Genomic DNA, 17021 nt, shown 5'->3' with positions numbered 1-17021 from the left:
GATGGCCGCGTCTCGCACCCCGTCGAACGCCCCGCGCCCGCCGGCCGCGCCCCGGATTCCGGAGCAGCTGACGGCGACCCCGCTGCCCGCTGCCGGGTGGCCCGACGACGAGCGGCTGGAGGGGGTGCTGCTCGACGGGATGGCCGACGATCCGCTCCGCGCCCGCTCGCTGACGATCGGCGAGGCCCGCGGCGAGATGCTCGACCTGACCGGGGCCGTGCTGCCGCGGCTCTCGCTCCACGACCTGGAGCTGCGCGGCGGCAGCCTGGCCAACGCCGACCTCCGCGACGCCGGCGCCCGCCGGGTGGCCCTGCGGCGGGTGCGGCTGACCGGCCTCCGCTGGACGTCGGGCGCGCTCGACGACGTCGCCTTCGACGGTTGCCGCTTCGACCTCGGCTCGCTGACCGCCAGCCGGCTGCGGCGGGTCTCGTTCAGCGACTGCGCGCTCAACGGCACCGACCTGATCGACGTCCAGGCCGAGGAGGTCGCCTTCGAGCGCTGCGACCTGCGCGAGGTCGACTTCACCAACGCCCGCTTCCGGCGAGTGACGATGCGCGACTGCCGGCTCGAGGGAGCCCGCGCGCTCGAGCAGCTGCGCGGGGTCCAGATGCCGTGGTCGGACATCATGGCCTCGGCCGGCGTCTTCGCCGGCGCGCTCGGGATCACGCTGCTCGACGGGTGACGGCGCCGCGCCTCATCTAGGGTTGCCCCATGACGATCGAGAGCGCCGAGGAGCTGGCGGGGATGCGGCGGGTCGGCGCGCTCGTCGGGGAGACGCTGCGCAGCCTCCGCGAGCAGGTCCGGCCCGGGATCGCGACCGGCACGCTCGACGAGCACGCGGCGGCGATCTTCGCCCGCCACGGCGCGACCTCGGCCCCGGCGTCGACCTACGGCTTCCCGGGCACGATCTGCATCTCGGTCAACGAGGAGGTCGTCCACGGCGTGCCCGGCCCGCGGGTCCTGCGCGAGGGCGACCTGGTGACCCTCGACGTGACGCCGGAGCTGGACGGGTTCTTCGCCGACGCCGCGATCACCGTCCCGGTCGGCCGCCCGACCCCCGCCGGCCGGCGGCTCCTGGGCGCCGCCGGGGCCTGCCTGCGCGACGCGCTGGCCGTCGCCACCAGCGGCGCGCGGCTGTCGGCGATCGGGCGCGCCACCGAGCGGACTGCCCATCGCCACGGCACCCGGCCCTTCGCCGAGCTGGCCGGCCACGGGATCGGCCGCGGCCTGCACGAGGAGCCGTCGGTCTTCAACGTCGACATGCCGCGGCTGCGGACCCGCCTCCACGACGGCCTGGTGCTGGCCGTCGAGCCGATGCTGACCGCCGGCTCGACCCGACTGGAAACCCGCGACGACGGCTGGACGATCGCCACCGCCGACGGCTCGCTCTCGGTCCACGTCGAGCACACGATCGTGGTCCGCGACCGCCGGCCGGCGGTGCTGACCGGCTGACGCGGCGCGCCCCGCGCCGCCCCGCTACGCCGCCTGCAGCGCGTCGAGCGCCTTCAGCACCTTCTTGTCGTGCTCCTTCGGCGCGATCTTCGCGAACACGTGGCGGACGACGCCGCCGGGGTCGATCACCAGCGTCGAGCGCGAGGCGCCCATGTACTTGTTGCCGTACATCGACTTCTCGACCCAGGTGCCGTAGAGGTCGCAGACCGCGTGGTCCTCGTCGGCCAGGAGGGTGAAGTTCAGGTCCTGCTGGGCGACGAACTTCTCGACCCGCGCGACCGGATCGGGCGAGACGCCGAGGACCCGCGCGCCGCGCTCGGCGTAGGCGTCGTGGTTGTCGCGGATGCTGCACGCCTGGGTGGTGCATCCGGGGGTGCTCGCCTTGGGGTAGAAGTAGAGCACCACCCACTGGCCCCGCAGCTCCGAGAGCGTGACGGTCGACCCGTCGGCGGCGGGGAGGGTGAAGTCGGGGGCGGTGTCGCCCACCTCGGGCAGCGGCAACGGATCCTCCGGGGGATCGTCGGGGACGGGCCGCCGATCCTCGCAGACCGACCGGCGCGGACGGCCCCGCGCCACCGGCGTCGTACGATCGGCGGCGCCCGCCCCGCCCCGCGCCGCCCCCGATGCCGAACGCCGACCACGCCACCGTCCTGCTCGCCACCGCCGCCGGGTCGCCCGCGGTGCTGCGGGTCGCGCGCCGGCCGCGCCGCGCGCCCGGCCCCGGCGAGGTCGAGGTCGAGGTCCGCGCGGTCGCCGTCACCCCCCGCGACGTGCGGCTGCGGGCCGGCCGCCCGCAGCCCGGCGAGCCGCCCGCCGCCTTTCCCTGGACGCCCGGCAGCGACCTGGTCGGCGTCGTCCGCCGGGTCGGCCCCGGGGTCGCCGACCTCGGCCCCGGGACGCGGGTGGCGGGGATCGCGCCCGGCGCCTGCGCCAGCCACGTGACCGCCCCCGCCGCGGCCTTCGTCGCCGTCCCCGACGGGCTCGACGACCGCCCGCTGGCCGCCACCATCGGCCCCGCCGCCAGCGCCTGGCAGGCGCTCGAGCTGGCCGGCGACCTGCCCCGCCGGCGGGTGCTCGTGACCCACGCCACCAGCGCGATCGGGCGCGCCGCGGTCCAGCTCGCCGCCGACCGCCGGGCGCGGGTGGTGGCCGTGGCCGGCGACGACCGGCTCGACGAGCTGACCGCCCTCGGCGCCGGCGAGACGATCGACGAGCGGCTGGTGCCCTACGCCGCCGTCGCGACCCAGGCCGACGTCGTCGTGACCCAGGTCGACGAGCCCGGCCCGCTCCACGAGCACCACCCGATGCACCAGGCGCTGGCCGCCACCGACCGCCGCGGGCTGCTGCTGTCGCTGGCCAGCCCGCCGCCCGAGGACGCCGCCGGCAAGCAGGTCCGCGCCCCGCGGGTGCCGCCGCCGGGCCGCGAGGCGCTGCAGGCCGCGGTGCTGCTGCTGGCCGAGGGGATCGTGCGGCCGACCCTCGACGCGGGCCCGCCGATCGACGACCCGCGCGACGCCCACGCCTACGTCGAGCACCGCGGCGACGCCGGCGGCACGATCGTGATCGCCCCTCCGACCGAACGGACCCCGTGATGCCCTCCCCCACCATGCGCGCCATCGTCGCGCCCGCGCCCGGCGAGCCCGACGTGCTCGAGCTGCGCGAGGTCCCGCGGCCCGCGCCCGGCCCCGGCGAGGTCCTGATCCGGGTCGCCGCCGCCGGCGTCAACCCGGTCGACGCGAAGACCCGCCGCGGCGCCGGGGCCAGTGGCTTCCTGCGCCGCGACGGGGCCGACGGCTTCCCCTGGATCCCCGGCTGGGACCTGGCCGGGACCGTCGCCGAGGTCGGCTTCGGGGTCGCCCGCTTCGCCATCGGCGACCGCGTCTTCGGCACGGTCGGCTTCCCGCGCGCGGCCGGTGCCTACGCCGAGTACGCAGTCGCCCACGTCAGCCAGCTCAGCCGCTCCCCGCGCTCGCTCAGCGACGAGCAGGCCGCGGCGCTGCCGATGGGCGGCCTGACCGCCTGGCAGGCGCTGGTCGACGCCGGCGGGCTGGAGACCAACCAGCGGGTGGCGATCACCGCGGCCTCGGGCGGCGTCGGCCACCTGGCGGTCCAGATCGCCGCCGACCTCGGCGCCCACGTGATCGCCGTCGGCTCGACCGCCAACCTCGACTTCCTGCGCGGGCTCGGCGCCCAGGAGCTGATCGACCGCACGACGACCGACTACACGCAGGCGATCGAGCCGGTCGACCTGGTGCTCGACGGGATCGGCGGCGACGACCGCACGCGGGCCTTCTCGATCGTCCGCCCCGGCGGCGCGGTCCTGACCCTGCCCTCGGCCAGCGCCGGCGACCCGCCGCCGCGCGACGACGTCCGCGGCCCGCGGGTCTTCGTCGCCCCCGACGGCCTCGAGCTGCAGCTGCTGACCGGCACCGTCGAGCGCGGGATGCTGCGGCCGACGGTGGCCGAGGTGCTGCCGCTGGCCGAGGCCGCGCGCGCCCACGAGCTGATCGAGGGCGGCGCGGTCCGCGGCAAGCTGGTGCTGCGGGTCGACGGCTAGGCCATCGCGCCGGCGGCGGCGGTCGCCTCCGGCATCGGCGCCGGCTCGCCGCTGGCCGTCTTGGCCGCGATCGGCTGGCTGCCGAACGGCACCACCTCGCGCCCGTCCTTCGACGGGATCGTGCTCATGGCGTGCTCGCTCATCGCCGTGATCGTCAGCGACGGGTTGACCCCGACGTTGGCCGGGATCGCCGCGCCGTCGCAGACCAGCAGGTTCTCGTAGCCGAAGACGCGGTGGTCGCGGTCGACGACGCCGCTCGCCGGATCGGCCCCGATCGCCGCCCCGCCGATGAAGTGGGCGGTCGTCGGCACGTTCATCGTCGCCTCGAAGATCGACGAGCCGGGCACGCCCTTCGTCCGCCGCGCCAGCCACTCCGCGAAGTGGTTGGCGACCGGGATGAAGGTCGGGTTGGGCTTGTTCGGGTCCTGCTCGGTCTGGAGCTTGACCCGCCCGTTGCGGCGCAGCTTCGCCCGCAGGCTGATCGCGTTGTCGAGCGTCTGCATCACGAGGATGATCACCGTCCGCTCCGACCAGCCGGGACGGAACATCAGCTCCAGGAACCAGCGCGGGTGACGGAGGATCTGGCCGATCCACTTCAGCGGCCGGGTCAGGCGGCTGCCGTCGCCGACGAGGACGGTGAAGAGCCAGCGCATCGAGCCGCCGCCCTTGCCGTAGGTGACCGTCTCGATGTGGGTCGCCGGATCGGGGTAGATCGAGGAGGTGATCGCCACCCGCCGGACCAGGTTCTGGGCCTCGCCGGGCGGCACCGTCACGGCCAGCACCGCCTCGCTGTTCGTCCGCACCAGCTCGCCGAGCTGCGGCGAGACGTCGGGCAGGCTGCCGTTCAGCTTCGCCTGGGCCAGCAGCTCGTTGGTGCCGAGCGCGCCGCCGGCGCTGACCACGCCGCGGGCCCGGATCAGCTTGCGGTCCTTGCGCAGCCAGGCGCCGGTCCGCTCGTGGGTGACCTCCCAGCCCAGCTCGCCCTTGCCGCCGCCGATCGGGCGCAGGTCGACGACCTCGCGGCGGGCCTCGATCCGGGCGCCGCGCTTCTTGGCGAACCAGAGGTAGTTCTTGGTCGTCGAGTTCTTCGAGCCGTGCTGGCAGCCGAGCATGCAGCGGCCCTCGCGGACGCAGCCCTTGCGGTCCGGTCCCTCGCCGCCGAAGTAGGGATCGGCGACCGTCTGGCCCGGCGTGTCGAGGTAGGTCCCGACGCGGGTCTTGCGGTAGGTCGCACCGACGCCGGTCTCCTCGCCGTACTCCCTCAGCCACTGGTCGGCGCGGTCGTCCTCCTCGACGTCGGTCACGCCGAGCATCCGCTGCGCGGTCTCGTAGTGCGGGGCGAGCTCGGTCCGCCAGTCGCCCAGATCCCGCCACTGCGGGTCCTCGAAGAAGGCCTTCGGCGGCACGTAGAGCGTCATCGCGTAGACCAGGCTGCCGCCGCCGACGCCGGCCCCGGAGGCCACGAAGACGTCGCGGAAGACCGTCAGCTTGAAGAGCCCGCGGAGCCCGAGCTTGGGGGCGTAGAAGTAGCGCCGGAGGTCGAAGCTGGACTTCGGCATCGTGCCGTCGTCGAAGTGCTCGCCGCGCTCCAGCACGAGCACCGAGTAGCCCTTCTCGGCCAGGCGCAGCGCGCTGACGCTGCCGCCGAAGCCCGATCCGACGACGACCCAGTCGACGTCGAACTGCCCATCACCGTTGCTGAGGCTCATGCTCTTCTCCGCTCCGTCCACCGGCGCCCGCACAAACGTGACGCCTGCGTCACCTTAGCGGGTCGCCGGGTGCCCCGTGCGGGCCGGGCGCCGGCTCAGTCCTTCAGCAGCCGCGACAGCCGGCGGTCCTTGTAGGGCTTGCCGCCGGTCTGGCAGGTCGGGCAGTAGGTCATCTCGTCGTCCTCGTAGTGGACGGCGAGCAGCGTGGTGCCGTCGCGCGGGCAGGGATCGCCGGTCCGGCGGTGGACCTGGAGCGGCAGCGGCAGCTTGTCGGGCAGCGGCAGCCGCAGCGGCTTGCGGTCCTTGCCGTCGGGCCCGGGACCGCCCTCCTCGTAGAGCCGCAGGGCGCCGCCGAGGACGTCGATCATCGCCTGCCGCAGCCGCGCCCGCTCCTCGTCGTCGAGGTCGCCGCAGCGGCGCAGCGGGGCCAGCCGGGCGGTCCAGAGGATCTCGTCCGACCAGGTGCGGCCGATCCCGGCGATCACCCGCTGGTCGCGGATCGCGCCGCGCAGCGTCCGCCGCGGCGGCAGGTCGCTCAGGTCCGGCGGGTCGGGCCACGCCTCCGGCCCCAGGTGCGCGACGGTCTCGTCCTCGTCGACCTGCTCGCGCGGGAGCAGCTTGCCCCAGGCCGCTTGCTTGGTGCCGAACTCGCGCAGCCGCAGCTCGCGCTCGTCGTCGAAGCCGTCGGCGCCGCCCACCAGCCGGATCACGATCCGGACGGTCCGGTCGCGGGGACCGGCGCGCTTCTCCCACAGCTGCAGCCGGCCGGCGCTCATCAGGTGGACGACCAGCGTCGCCGGCCCCTCCAGCGCTCCGCCCTCGACGTCGACCAGCAGCAGCTTGCCGCGCCGCCGGAGGCCGCCGACGACGCCGCCGGCGAGCGCGTCGAGCGGCGGCGCGAAGGTCCGCATCGTCGCCAGCCCCGGCGCGCGGGCGCTGTCGATCGTGGCCCCGCGGACCGCCGCGTCCAGCAGCCGGACGGTCGCCTCGATCTCGGGCAGCTCGGGCATGTCGCGAGTCTAGGCGCCGGCGATCCGCAGCAGGTCGCGTGGTCGCAGCAGCGCCTGCAGCTCGCCGCGGCTGCCCTCCAGCTCGACGATCGCCAGCCCGCCCTTGCGCATCCGGCAGCGAGCGCCGGTCAGGTCGTGGACCACCTGCGAGAGGTCGGGCTCGTGGCCGACCAGCATCACCCGCTGGCCGAGACCGGCGGCCAGCAGCGCCTCGTCGCGGTCGAGGCCGACGATCGCGCCGTGCTCGACCGGCTCCAGCCCCAGCTCCGCCCCGGCCAGCGCCGCGGTCCGCCAGGCTCGCACCTTGGGCGACGCCAGCACCAGGTCGGGGACCAGCTCCAGCCGTGCCAGCGCGCGGCCGGCGGCGGTCGCCTGGCGCTCGCCGCGGGCGACCAGGTCGCGTTCGGCGTCGGGCCGCACGCCGTGGTCCTCGGCCGTGCCGTGGCGCAGCAGCAGCAGCTCGCGGGGGGCGCTCATCGGCCCTCGGCCAGCGGTCGGGCGGGCCGTCGGCGGCCGCGCCAGCGCGGTCCGCGGACGGCGGCGAAGAGCCGGCCGACGGTGGCCAGCCAGAGCGACCAGAGCAGCGCCGCCAGCGCCCCGGCCACCACCACGCCGGCCCCGACCGCGCGGGCGGTCCGGGAGCGCGTCGGTCGTGCGTCGGTCACGGTCCCGAGTCTAGCCCCGCCCGTCGCCGGCCCCGACCGCCCGCCCGGCTGGCCGTCCAGCCAATCACCCGCCACCGGTCGCCGCGAGTCCCTAGCATCGGCCCATGAGCGTCAGCCCGTCGATCGTCGACACGCCCGAGGAGGCCGCCGCCCTGGAGCGTCCGCCGCTGCTCGTGCGCGAGCCGCTGGCGGCGCTGCTCGACGCCGCCGGGATCGGCAGCGGCCCGATCGAGGCCGATCCGATCGGCGACGGCCACAGCAACATCACCTACCTGGTCCGCCGTGGCGCGACCGAGGTGGTGCTGCGACGTCCGCCGCGGCCGCCGCTGCCGCCCAGCGCCCACGACGTGATCCGCGAGGCGCGGCTGCTGCGGGCGCTGGAGGACCAGCCGGTGCGGACCCCGCGGGTGCTGCTGATCCACGAGGACGAGACGACGATCGGCGGCCCCTTCTACGTGATGGAGCGGGTGGCCGGGGACGTGATCTCGACCACGCTGCCCGAGCGGTTCGTCCCCGAGGCCACCCACGGGCCGCTGATCGACGAGCTGGTCGACGCGCTGGTCGAGCTGCACGCGGTCGACTGGCGGGCCGCCGGCCTCGACTGGTTCGGCAAGGGCGACGACCGCTACCTGGAGCGGCAGCTGCGGCGGTTCGGCGGGCTCTGGGAGCTGAACGCCACCCGCGAGCTGCCGGAGGTGGTCGAGACCGCCGCCTGGCTGGCCGAGCACCGCCCCGACCAGCGCGAGTCGACGCTGGTCCACGGCGACTACCGGCTCGGCAACGTGATGTTCGGGCCCGGCGGCACCCGCCTGAACGCGATCTTCGACTGGGAGCTGTCGACGATCGGCGATCCGCTGGCCGACGTCGGCTACCTGACCGCGACCTACAACGAGGGCGGCGGCGCCTCCGGCCCGATGGCCGCGCTGACGCCGATCACCGCCGAGCCCGGCTTCCCCAAGCGGGCCGACATCCTCGCCCGCTACGCCGACGCCTCCGGCCGCGACCTCGGCGCGATCGGCTGGTACCAGGCGCTGGCGATCTGGAAGTCGGCCGTCTTCCTGGAGGGCTCGTACAAGCGCCACCGGGCCGGCTCGACCGACGACCCGTTCTTCGCCGCGCTCGAGGAGGGCGTGCCGCTGCTGGCCCGCCACGCGCTCGAGCTGGCCCACGGGTCGGCCGCGTGAGCGCCGCGCCCGACCCCGCGGCGCCGCCGGTCCGTGGCCTGCTGATCGACTACGGCGGCGTCCTCACCAGCAACGTCTTCGCCGCCTTCCGGGCCTTCTCCGCCGCCGAGGGCCTCGACGCCGACGCGGTCACCGACCGCTTCCGCCACGACCGCGCCGCCCGCGACCTGCTGAAGGGGCTGGAGCAGGGCGACCTCGGCGACGAGGCGTTCGGCCGCCGCTTCGCCGCCCTGCTCGGGCTGGAGACCGCCCGCGCCGACGGGCTGGTGGCGCGGCTGTTCTCCGCCCTGCGCCCGGACGAGGCGATGGTCGCCGCGGTCCGGCGGGCCCACGACGCGGGGCTGCGGACCGGGCTGATCTCGAACTCGTGGGGCGACGGGCTGCGCTACGACGAGACGCTGCTGACCGAGGCCTTCGACGCCGTCGTGCTCAGCCACGAGGAGCGGATCCGCAAGCCCGACCCTGAGATCTTCCGGATCGGCCTGCGGCGGCTGGGGGTCGAGCCGCGGGCCTGCGTCTTCGTCGACGACCTGCCCTTCAACCTGCCGCCGGCCGAGGCGCTGGGGATGCGGACGCTGCTCCACCGCAGCGCCGACGAGACGATCCCGCAGCTGGAGGCGCTGCTCGGGATCGGGCTCGCCTGACCGCCGTCCGACCGCCCGCCGCTCAGTCGCCGTCGGGCCCGGGGCGGTAGGTGCCGAAGCTCCAGAGGTTGCCCTCGGGATCCCGCAGCGTGCACTCGCGGGAGCCGTAGTCGGTGTCCTCGGGGCCGCGGAGGACGGTCGCGCCGGCGGCCTGCGCGCGGGCGGCGAGGGCGTCGACGTCGTCGATCGCGACGTAGACCCGGCCCTCCCCCGCGTGGCCGCTCCAGGTCGGGCCGTCCTTGACCGTCGAGACCATCACCACCGCCCCGGCCAGCACCAGCTCGCCGTGGGCGACGCTGCCGTCCTCGCCCGGGGTCACGAACAGCCGCTCGCAGCCGTAGGCCTCGACCAGCCAGTCGATCGCGGCCGCGGCGTCGCGGTAGTGGAAGGTCGGGTAGAGCACCTGGGTCGTCGGCATCGGAACTCCTCGCGGTCGGGCCGGACCGGGCGCCGGCCATGCCCACCACCGTAGGCCGTGCGCCGACCGCCGTCTTGGACGAACCGGCAGCGCGGCGGTAGCGTGGCCGCCGATGACCACCGCCGTCGCGACCCCGGCCCCGCTCGACGCCGCCGCCGACCTGCTGCGGAGCGCGCTCGACGACGACGCGATCAGCGCCAGCGCCGCGGTCCGGTCGTCGGTCGCGGTCGCGGGCAGCGCCGGCGTCCTCGGCTCGACCGCGGTCGCGGGCAGCGCCGGCGTGCTGGGATCAGCGGCCGTCGCCGGCAGCGCGCTGGTGGCGGGCTCGACGACGGTCGCGGGCAGCGCCGCGATTGCCGGCTCGGCGCTGGTCGCCGGCAGCAGCGCGGTCGCCGCCTCGGTCGGCGTGGTCGGCTCGGCCGCGGTCCTGCTCAGCGCCTGGTGCGCCGGCTCGACCGGGCTGCTGCTCTGCCTCGGCTGCCGCGACTGCAGCCGCTGCCTGGGCTGCGTCAACTGCCGCGACTGCAGCGGTTGCGTGGGCTGCGTCGACTGCGAGGGCTGCGTCGGGCTGCGGAACGCCGTCGGCGTCCGCGGGGTCCGGGCCGACGACTGAGCGCCGGCCCGGAGCGCCGAGCGATCAGTCGCGGGTGCCGCGACCGTAGAAGAACTTCACGATCCGCCCGACCAGCTTGTAGTTGCGGCCGGTGTACGGGTACTCGTGCGGGTCCTTCTTGAGGTTGAAGCGCGAGATCACGATCGACTGCGTCTTCGTGTACTTGCGGATCCCGCCGGCGCCGTGGCGCGAGCCGATGCCCGACGTCTTCCAGCCGCCCATCGGCAGCTCCAGCGCCGTGTAGCCCATCAGCGCGTCGTTGACGTGGACCATCCCCGCCTCGAGCCGGCGCGCGACCTGCTCGCCCTTCTCCAGGTCCTTGGTGAAGACCGTCGCCATCAGGCCGTAGGGCGAGTCGTTGGCCTTCTCGATCGCCTCCTCGACGTCGGCGACCTTCATGATCGGCAGCGTCGGACCGAAGGTCTCCTCGGTCATCGCCTCCATCGTGTGGTCGACGCCGGTCAGCACCGTCGGCGGGTAGAAGAGGCCCTTTGCGTTCGGGTCGGGGTTGCCGCCGACCGGCACCTGGGCGCCCTTCGCGCGGGCGTCGTCGACGTGGGTCCGGACCGTCTCCAGCTGCGGCGGGAAGGTCAGCGAGCCGACCTCGATCGAGCCGGGGCCGTTGGGCACGCCCTGGCGCAGCGCCTTCGCCTTCTCGACCACCTTGGCCACGAACTCGTCGTAGATCGGCGCCTCGACGTAGACCCGCTCGACCGAGACGCAGGTCTGGCCGCCGTTGAACATCGCGTAGAAGACCGCGTGGTTGGCCGCGCGCTCGACGTCGGCGTCGGCGAGGACGACGAACGGGTCCTTGCCGCCCAGCTCCAGCGAGCAGGGGATCAGCCGCTCGGCGGCGGTCTTGGCCACCAGCTTGCCGGTCCGGGTCGAGCCGGTGAACATGATCATGTCGACCACGTCGATCAGCGCCGCGCCGGTCGCGCCGCGGCCGGTGATCGTCTGGAAGACGCCCTCCGGCATGCCGCACTCGCGCAGCGCCCGCTCCATCATGATCGAGGTCAGCGGCGTCTCCTCGGAGGGCTTGAGGATCACGCTGTTGCCGGCGGCGAGGGCCGGGATCGCGTCGCCGACGCTGTTGGTGAAGGGGTAGTTCCAGGGGCCGATCACGCCGACCAGGCCGATCGGCGCGTGGCGGACGATCAGCTTCTTGCCCTTCAGCAGCGGCGCGACCGTCTTGACCTTCTCGTCGGCCAGGTACTTCTCGGCGTTGTCGGCCCAGAAGCCGAACGCGGCGGCGCCGTAGGACACCTCGGCGACCTGGGCGTCCTCCCAGGCCTTGCCGGTCTCGGACACGATCGTCCGGATGAACTCGTCCTTGTTGTCGACGATCCACTTCTGGGCCCGGCGCAGGACCCGCGCGCGGCCCGCGAAGCCGAGCGCCGCCCACGCCGGCTGCACCGCCCGGCCGCGCTCGGCGGCGCGGCGGACCTCGTCGGGACCGCTGTCGGGGACGTGCGCGATCACCTCGCCGGTGGCCGGGTTGACGACCGGGATGTCGGTCGTCGCGCCGCCTGTCGAAGCGCCGTTGCCGTTCGCGGCCGCGGCGTCCGCGACCGTCTCCTCCGTCGTGCTCACCGGTCGTCTCCCGTCAGTGGACCTGGGTGTGGCGCGAGCGTACTCGCGCCCCCTCCCAGCATACATGTGAAGATGACACCGGCGTCAGGTTTCGTGCGGTGTCCAGCGCACCGCACGACCCCGACGGCGACGAACCCTAGTCGCGGTTGCCGCGACCGTACAGCAGCTTCACGCCGCGGCCCAGCAGCCGGAAGATGCGGCCGTTGTACGGGTAGGTGTGCGGGTCCTTGTGGAGGTGGAAGCGCGAGACGACCAGGGTCTGGGTCGCGCAGTACTTCTTGATCCCGGCCGCGCCGTGGCGGGCGCCGAGGCCGGAGTCCTTCCAGCCGCCCATCGGGGCCTCGAGCGCGGCGTAGCCGACCAGGGCCTCGTTGACGTGGACCGTGCCGGCCTGGATCCGGCGCGCGACCTGCTCGCCCTTGGCGATGTCGCGGGTGAAGACCGACGCCATCAGCCCGTAGGGCGAGTCGTTGGCCAGCCGGATCGCCTCCTCGACGTCGGCGACCTTCATGATCGGCAGCGTCGGACCGAAGGTCTCCTCGGTCATGCACTCCATCGAGTGGTCGACGTCGGTCATCACCGTCGGCGGGTACCACCAGCCCTTGCGGCTGGGGTCGAAGTCGCCGCCGGCGACGATCTTCGCGCCCTTCTTGCGGGCGTCCTCGACGTGCTCGCGGACCGTGTCGACCTGGCTGGCGATCGTCAGCGCGCCGACGTCGGTGGCGCCGGGGCCGGTCGGCTGGTCGTTGCGCAGCGCGCGGGCCTTCTCCGTCACCTTGGCCACGAACTCGTCGTAGACCGGGGCCTCGACGTAGACCCGCTCGACCGAGACGCAGGTCTGGCCGCCGTTGAACATGCCGTAGTAGAGGGCGTGGTTGGCGGCCCGCTCCAGGTCGGCGTCGGCGAGCACGATGAACGGGTCCTTGCCGCCCAGCTCCAGCGAGCAGGGGATCAGCCGCTCGCCGGCGCGGCGGCCGATCTGGCGGCCGACCTCGGTCGAGCCGGTGAACATGATCATGTCGACGACGTCGAGGATCGCCTCGCCGAGCACCGAGCCGCGGCCGGTGAGGACCTGCATCACGCCGTCCGGCAGCCCCGACTCACGCAGCCCGCGGGCCAGCAGCAGCGAGGTCAGCGGGGTCTTCTCGGCCGGCTTCAGCAGCACGCTGTTGCCCGCCATCAGCGCCGGGATGCAGTCGCCGAAGCCGTTGGTGAAGGGGTAGTTCCAGGGCGCGATCACGCCGACCAGGCCGAGCGGGGCGTGGCGGACCACGACCTTCTTGCCCTTCAGCATCGGCGACGAGGTGCGGACCTTCTCGTCGGCCAGCAGCTTCTCGGCGTTGTCGGCCCAGTAGCCGAAGGCCGAGGCGGCGTAGAAGATCTCCGCGATGAAAGCGTCCTCCCAGGCCTTGCCGGTCTCGGAGACGATCGTGCGGACGATCTCGTCGGAGTTGTCGGTCACCCACTTCTGGGCCCGGCGCATCACGCGGGCGCGGCCCTCGAAGCCGAGCGCCTCCCAGGCGGGCTGGACGGCGCGACCGCGGACGGCCGCCTCCGCCGCCGCCTCGGGACCGAGGTCGTCGACCCAGGCGACGGTCTCGCCGGTCGCGGGATCGATGACGGCCTTCTGGCCGGCGTGCTCGTCGGAGGTGGCGCTCGGCGCCTGCTGCTGCGTGCTCATGCTGCCCCTTCGGGTGGTTGCTCCCCCGTAGGCAGCCTAGCGCGGCCCTACGCTTGCGTAGCGCAAGGGTGACGGCGGCGTCAGGTTTCGGGGGCGCAGCCGCGGCGCGCCCCCGAACCGCCGGCTCAGCCTGGATCCACCGGTGGTCGGTTGAGCCTCGGCGTGGAGGACCAAGACGGTGGCCGGGCCACAGGTGATGACGGTCGGTGACCATCAGATCCTGTGGCGTGGACACCGTCGCCGGTCATCCGCGGCGAGGCGACCCGAGAATCGGTGGATCCAGGCTCAGTCCTGGACCGCGATCGAGCGGATCTCGATCGGGGTGACCGGGCGGTCCTGCGGGCCGGTCGGGGTGGTGCCGATCCGCTGCACGACGTCCTCGCCGCCGACGACGCGGCCGAAGTTGGTGTGCTTGCCGTCGAGCCACGGGGTGGCCTCGGTGGTGACGATGAAGAACTGCGAGCCGTTGGTGTTCGGCCCCGCGTTGGCCATCGCCAGCGTGCCGCGGACGATCTTGTGGTCGTTGATCTCGTCCTCGAACTCGTAGCCCGGGCCGCCGGTGCCGGTGCCGTTCGGGCACCCGCCCTGGATCATGAAGTCGGCGATCACCCGGTGGAAGATCAGGCCGTCGTAGAAGCCCTCGCGCGCCAGCTTCTTGAAGTTCTCGACCGTCTTCGGCGCGTCGGCGTCGAAGAGCTCGAAGACGACGTCGCCCTCGCTGGTGGTCATGGTGGCCGTGCTCACGGCGTCTCCCTGGTTCGGATCACGGATGGAAGGCCGACCATAACGGCCCGCCCCGGCGGACGGCCCGGCGGCGATCAGCGGTAGGCGTAGATCTCGTTGATCCGCGCGGCGGCCGGGGTGCCCGGCACGTCGGTGAACCAGACCAGCACGTGCTTGTACTTGCGGTTGCGGCCGCCGACCTCGCGCAGGGTCAGCCGCTTGCCGCCGCTGGCGCCCTTCAGCGTCGTCTCGCCGGCGAGCGTGTCCCAGCCCAGGTCGAGCGCGTCCGGCGGCAGGCTGGTCTTCGTGGTCCCCAGGACCTTGACCACCAGGCCGTCGGTCGGCGTGTAGATCCGCAGCGACTTGAGCGCGGTCGCCTGGTCGAAGTCGAGCACGTAGCCGAAGCCGCCGCTCTGGCCCTCGGTCAGGGTGACGCTCCAGGCCTTGGCGCGGTTGTCGTCGATCGCCTGCGACTCCTCGCCGCGGTCCGCAACCACGCCGTCGGGGTCGTAGAGCGAGCCCTGCCCGCGGGCGAAGGTCACCCGGCTCGGCGTCGACGGCTGCTCGTTGGTGGTCGTGTTGCCACCGCCGGTGCTCGTCTGGGTGGTGGTCGTCGTGTTGGTGGTCGTGTCGCCGCCGCCGTTGCCGGTGTCGGTGTCGTCGCCGCCGGTGTCGGTGGTGTCGACCTTCGACGTGTCGTCGGTGCTGGGCGTGGTCGGCGTGGTCACCGACGGCAGCGCCGTCGACGAGGTGGTGCCGGGATCGGTGACCGACGGCGGTGCCTGCGCGACCGGCGCGCCGGACGGCGGCGTCGGCGTGTTGGCCGTCTTGCGCGCGTCGCCGCGGAGCGCGGCGTAGGAGGCGGCCGCGGCGCCGCCGGCCAGCAGCACGCCGAGCACGACCGCGGTCGCCGCGGCCCGCAGGCCGGGCAGCCGCTGCGACATCTCGGTCAGCCGGACGCCGCAGTTCAGGCACCACTCCTGGTCGACGCCGCAGACGGCGCCGCAGCGCTCGCAGGCGCGGACCGCCCCACCCTCGGGCGCGGTCGGATCGGCCTGCGCCGCCGCGACCGTCGCCTCGGGCGTGGCCGAGGAGGACCCGTGGTCACCGGAAGTGCTCACCCCCGGGATGCTAGCGAGGCTTCCGGGCCGCGTGCGGCAGACGGCAGCGGTCGCCCGCCGCGGCCGCGGCGGCCGCGAGGCGCTCGCCGCTCAGGCGCCGCGCAGCAGCTCGGCGCCGAGCGTCAGCGCGCCGGCCCGGTGGCCGTCGATCGCGTCGACCGCGTCCTCGACGCTCGCCGCCGGCAGCGTGGCCAGCGCGAACTGCTCGTGGACGCGGACCTCGCGGATCGCCTCGCCGTCGAGCCCGGTCGCCTCGGCGATCGCCTCGACCACGTCGCGGATCTGGAGCCCGTCGCCGGCGCCCGGGACCAGCACGATCCGGGTGCCCGGCTCGTCGGCCGGGTGGTTCAGCTGCGGCTTGCGGCCGCGACGGCGCTCGCGCACGCGCTTCGGGCCGTCGCCGTTGGCCTCCGCCTCGACCTCGTTGCCGGCCGCGGCGTCGGCCCGGCGGGCGGCGGCCGCCGGCGTCGTCGCCCCCTTCGACCAGGGGGTGATCTCCATCCCGATGTGCTCCTCGATCGCCTCGCGCTCGCGCTGCTGCTTCGGCTCGACGAAGGTGATCGCGCGGCCGGAGGCGCCGGCCCGGCCGGTGCGGCCGATCCGGTGGACGTAGGTGTCGGGGGAACGCGGGACGTCGTAGTTGACGACGTGGGTGACGGTCGAGATGTCGAGGCCGCGGGCGGCGACGTCGGTCGCCACCAGCAGCGGCACCCGGCCGCCCTTGAAGGCCAGCATCACGCCGTCGCGCTGGCCCTGCGAGAGGTCGCCGTGGAGCGCGCGGACGTTGTTGCCGCGGTCCTTCAGCAGCCGGAAGAGGCGGTCGGTGCCGATCTTCGTGCGGCAGAAGACGATCGCCTGGCGCGGCCGCTCGGCCTCGATCACCTCGGCCAGCTTGGCCGGCTTGTCCTTGGTCGCGACCTCGACCCGGAACTGCTCGACCGTGTCGACGGTCAGCGTGTCGGCCTTGACCTTCACGTGGACCGGGTCGTAGAGGAAGGTGTCGGCGAGCTTGCGGATCGGCGGCGCCATCGTCGCCGAGAAGAGCGCGGTCTGGCGGCCGTTTGGCGTCCGCCGGAGGATCTTCTCGACGTCCTCCAGGAACCCGAGGTCGAGCATCTCGTCGGCCTCGTCGAGGACCACGAAGCGGCACGAGGCGAGCTGCAGCGCGCCGCGATCGATCAGGTCGAGGACCCGGCCGACGGTGCCGACGACGACGTGGGCCTCCTTGCGCAGGCGCGAGATCTGGTCGCGGATCGGCGCGCCGCCGAAGGTCGCCACCACCTCGACGCCCTTGCGGGCCCCGAACGAGCGGATCGCCTGGGTGACCTGGATGCACAGCTCGCGGGTCGGGGTCAGGACCAGCGCCTGGGTCTCGGAGTTCGCCGGGTCGACGTACTCGATGATCGGGATCCCGAAGGCGGCGGTCTTGCCGGAGCCGGTCTGGGCCTGGCCGATCACGTCCCGGCCCTCGAGCATCGGCGGGATGCCCTGCTCCTGGATCGGGCTCGGCCGCTCGTAGCCGATGTCGCGCAGCGCCTCGAGGACGGGCTCGGACAGACGGAGGTCGGCGAACGCGGTCATCGCCGGTGATGCTAGAGCGTACGTCGAGCGACGGCCGCGCCGTACCCGCGCGCGAGAGCGAACGGCCGGC

The 17021-nt window shown here is 74.3% G+C and carries 18 protein-coding genes; 7 read left to right on the top strand and 11 right to left on the bottom strand.

Annotation, left to right across the window (positions count from 1 at the left end; translation table 11 throughout):
* Position 1: 1 nt before the first annotated feature.
* Both SH587_RS03695 and map read left to right on the top strand, forming a co-directional pair.
* On the top strand, positions 2–682 hold the full coding sequence (locus tag SH587_RS03695) for a pentapeptide repeat-containing protein (RefSeq protein WP_320669214.1): 681 nt from the start codon (positions 2–4) through the stop codon (positions 680–682).
* 29 nt (positions 683–711) lie between these two features.
* Positions 712–1452, top strand: a complete 741-nt coding sequence (map, locus tag SH587_RS03690; protein ID WP_320669213.1) for a type I methionyl aminopeptidase — start codon at positions 712–714, stop codon at positions 1450–1452.
* Between the two features lie 24 nt (positions 1453–1476).
* On the opposite strand, the gene bcp is transcribed toward map, so the two are convergent.
* Entirely contained in the window at positions 1477–1953 is a 477-nt protein-coding gene (gene bcp, locus SH587_RS03685) for a thioredoxin-dependent thiol peroxidase (protein WP_320669212.1), read from the bottom strand.
* 122 nt (positions 1954–2075) lie between these two features.
* Here bcp and SH587_RS03680 point away from each other — a divergent pair, with 122 nt between their 5' ends.
* The gene (locus SH587_RS03680) at positions 2076–3044 is read left to right on the top strand and encodes an alcohol dehydrogenase catalytic domain-containing protein (protein WP_320669211.1); all 969 of its coding nucleotides are present in this window, start codon (positions 2076–2078) and stop codon (positions 3042–3044) included.
* Entirely contained in the window at positions 3044–4009 is a 966-nt protein-coding gene (locus SH587_RS03675; protein WP_320669210.1) for an NADP-dependent oxidoreductase, read from the top strand. The genes SH587_RS03680 and SH587_RS03675 overlap by 1 nt, the downstream gene beginning before the upstream one ends.
* On the opposite strand, the gene SH587_RS03670 is transcribed toward SH587_RS03675, so the two are convergent.
* The 4 genes from SH587_RS03670 to SH587_RS03655 form a co-directional block, all read right to left on the bottom strand.
* On the bottom strand, positions 4006–5718 hold the full coding sequence (locus SH587_RS03670) for an FAD-dependent oxidoreductase (RefSeq protein WP_320669209.1): 1713 nt from the start codon (positions 5716–5718) through the stop codon (positions 4006–4008). The two genes, SH587_RS03675 and SH587_RS03670, sit on opposite strands and share 4 nt — an antisense overlap.
* Before the next feature lie 95 nt (positions 5719–5813).
* Positions 5814–6728: a DNA-formamidopyrimidine glycosylase family protein gene (locus SH587_RS03665; RefSeq protein WP_320669208.1), complete on the bottom strand. Its 915-nt coding sequence runs from the start codon at positions 6726–6728 to the stop codon at positions 5814–5816.
* 9 nt (positions 6729–6737) lie between these two features.
* A complete protein-coding gene (locus tag SH587_RS03660; RefSeq protein ID WP_320669207.1) occupies positions 6738–7205 on the bottom strand; it encodes a SixA phosphatase family protein in 468 nt (155 codons plus the stop codon).
* Complete coding sequence (locus SH587_RS03655) at positions 7202–7393, bottom strand: hypothetical protein (RefSeq protein WP_320669206.1); 192 nt, start codon at positions 7391–7393, stop codon at positions 7202–7204. Before SH587_RS03655 ends, SH587_RS03660 begins: the two co-directional genes overlap by 4 nt.
* A 104-nt stretch (positions 7394–7497) precedes the next feature.
* Here SH587_RS03655 and SH587_RS03650 point away from each other — a divergent pair, with 104 nt between their 5' ends.
* Together SH587_RS03650 and SH587_RS03645 are read left to right on the top strand one after the other, a co-directional pair.
* The gene (locus tag SH587_RS03650) at positions 7498–8577 is read left to right on the top strand and encodes a phosphotransferase family protein (RefSeq protein ID WP_320669205.1); all 1080 of its coding nucleotides are present in this window, start codon (positions 7498–7500) and stop codon (positions 8575–8577) included.
* Positions 8574–9221 (top strand): HAD-IA family hydrolase, encoded by a 648-nt coding sequence (locus SH587_RS03645; protein WP_320669204.1) that lies wholly within the window; start codon positions 8574–8576, stop codon positions 9219–9221. Before SH587_RS03650 ends, SH587_RS03645 begins: the two co-directional genes overlap by 4 nt.
* Positions 9222–9243: 22 nt before the next feature.
* Here the strand turns inward: SH587_RS03645 and SH587_RS03640 are convergent, their stop codons facing one another.
* The gene (locus SH587_RS03640) at positions 9244–9639 is read right to left on the bottom strand and encodes a VOC family protein (RefSeq protein WP_320669203.1); all 396 of its coding nucleotides are present in this window, start codon (positions 9637–9639) and stop codon (positions 9244–9246) included.
* A 112-nt stretch (positions 9640–9751) separates the two neighbouring features.
* On the opposite strand from SH587_RS03640, the gene SH587_RS03635 reads away from it, so the two are divergent.
* Positions 9752–10252: a hypothetical protein gene (locus tag SH587_RS03635; RefSeq protein ID WP_320669202.1), complete on the top strand. Its 501-nt coding sequence runs from the start codon at positions 9752–9754 to the stop codon at positions 10250–10252.
* A 24-nt stretch (positions 10253–10276) separates the two neighbouring features.
* Here SH587_RS03635 and SH587_RS03630 read toward each other — a convergent pair whose 3' ends face one another.
* From SH587_RS03630 to SH587_RS03610, 5 genes are all read right to left on the bottom strand, one after another.
* A complete protein-coding gene (locus SH587_RS03630; RefSeq protein ID WP_320669201.1) occupies positions 10277–11845 on the bottom strand; it encodes a succinic semialdehyde dehydrogenase in 1569 nt (522 codons plus the stop codon).
* A 136-nt stretch (positions 11846–11981) separates the two neighbouring features.
* Positions 11982–13526, bottom strand: coding sequence for a succinic semialdehyde dehydrogenase (locus SH587_RS03625; RefSeq protein WP_320669200.1), 1545 nt, complete (start codon positions 13524–13526; stop codon positions 11982–11984).
* Positions 13527–13811: 285 nt separating this feature from the next.
* Positions 13812–14255 carry a peptidylprolyl isomerase gene (locus SH587_RS03620; protein ID WP_375341728.1) on the bottom strand — a complete coding sequence of 148 codons (444 nt, stop codon included), beginning with the start codon at positions 14253–14255 and terminating at the stop codon, positions 13812–13814.
* Between the two features lie 89 nt (positions 14256–14344).
* The gene (locus SH587_RS03615) at positions 14345–15370 is read right to left on the bottom strand and encodes a hypothetical protein (protein ID WP_320669198.1); all 1026 of its coding nucleotides are present in this window, start codon (positions 15368–15370) and stop codon (positions 14345–14347) included.
* Positions 15371–15460: 90 nt separating this feature from the next.
* Positions 15461–16951: a DEAD/DEAH box helicase gene (locus tag SH587_RS03610; RefSeq protein WP_320669197.1), complete on the bottom strand. Its 1491-nt coding sequence runs from the start codon at positions 16949–16951 to the stop codon at positions 15461–15463.
* Positions 16952–17021: the final 70 nt, after the last annotated feature.

This window comes from Patulibacter defluvii (assembly GCF_034096925.1).
Lineage (GTDB): Bacteria > Actinomycetota > Thermoleophilia > Solirubrobacterales > Solirubrobacteraceae > Patulibacter > Patulibacter defluvii.
This window is presented reverse-complemented; position numbering and strand designations above follow the sequence as displayed.

Bases quoted from the DNA above. Each gene is read 5' to 3' on its own strand.
- SH587_RS03670 (WP_320669209.1), bottom strand. From the start codon at position 5,718: ATGAGCCTCAGCAACGGTGATGGGCAGTTCGACGTCGACTGGGTCGTC.
- SH587_RS03620 (WP_375341728.1), bottom strand. From the start codon at position 14,255: ATGACCACCAGCGAGGGCGACGTCGTCTTCGAGCTCTTCGACGCCGAC.
- SH587_RS03660 (WP_320669207.1), bottom strand. From the start codon at position 7,205: ATGAGCGCCCCCCGCGAGCTGCTGCTGCTGCGCCACGGCACGGCCGAG.
- SH587_RS03675 (WP_320669210.1), top strand. From the start codon at position 3,044: ATGCCCTCCCCCACCATGCGCGCCATCGTCGCGCCCGCGCCCGGCGAG.
- SH587_RS03695 (WP_320669214.1), top strand. From the start codon at position 2: ATGGCCGCGTCTCGCACCCCGTCGAACGCCCCGCGCCCGCCGGCCGCG.
- SH587_RS03625 (WP_320669200.1), bottom strand. From the start codon at position 13,526: ATGAGCACGCAGCAGCAGGCGCCGAGCGCCACCTCCGACGAGCACGCC.
- SH587_RS03665 (WP_320669208.1), bottom strand. From the start codon at position 6,728: ATGCCCGAGCTGCCCGAGATCGAGGCGACCGTCCGGCTGCTGGACGCG.
- SH587_RS03635 (WP_320669202.1), top strand. From the start codon at position 9,752: ATGACCACCGCCGTCGCGACCCCGGCCCCGCTCGACGCCGCCGCCGAC.
- SH587_RS03650 (WP_320669205.1), top strand. From the start codon at position 7,498: ATGAGCGTCAGCCCGTCGATCGTCGACACGCCCGAGGAGGCCGCCGCC.
- SH587_RS03610 (WP_320669197.1), bottom strand. From the start codon at position 16,951: ATGACCGCGTTCGCCGACCTCCGTCTGTCCGAGCCCGTCCTCGAGGCG.
- SH587_RS03680 (WP_320669211.1), top strand. From the start codon at position 2,076: ATGCCGAACGCCGACCACGCCACCGTCCTGCTCGCCACCGCCGCCGGG.
- SH587_RS03640 (WP_320669203.1), bottom strand. From the start codon at position 9,639: ATGCCGACGACCCAGGTGCTCTACCCGACCTTCCACTACCGCGACGCC.
- map (WP_320669213.1), top strand. From the start codon at position 712: ATGACGATCGAGAGCGCCGAGGAGCTGGCGGGGATGCGGCGGGTCGGC.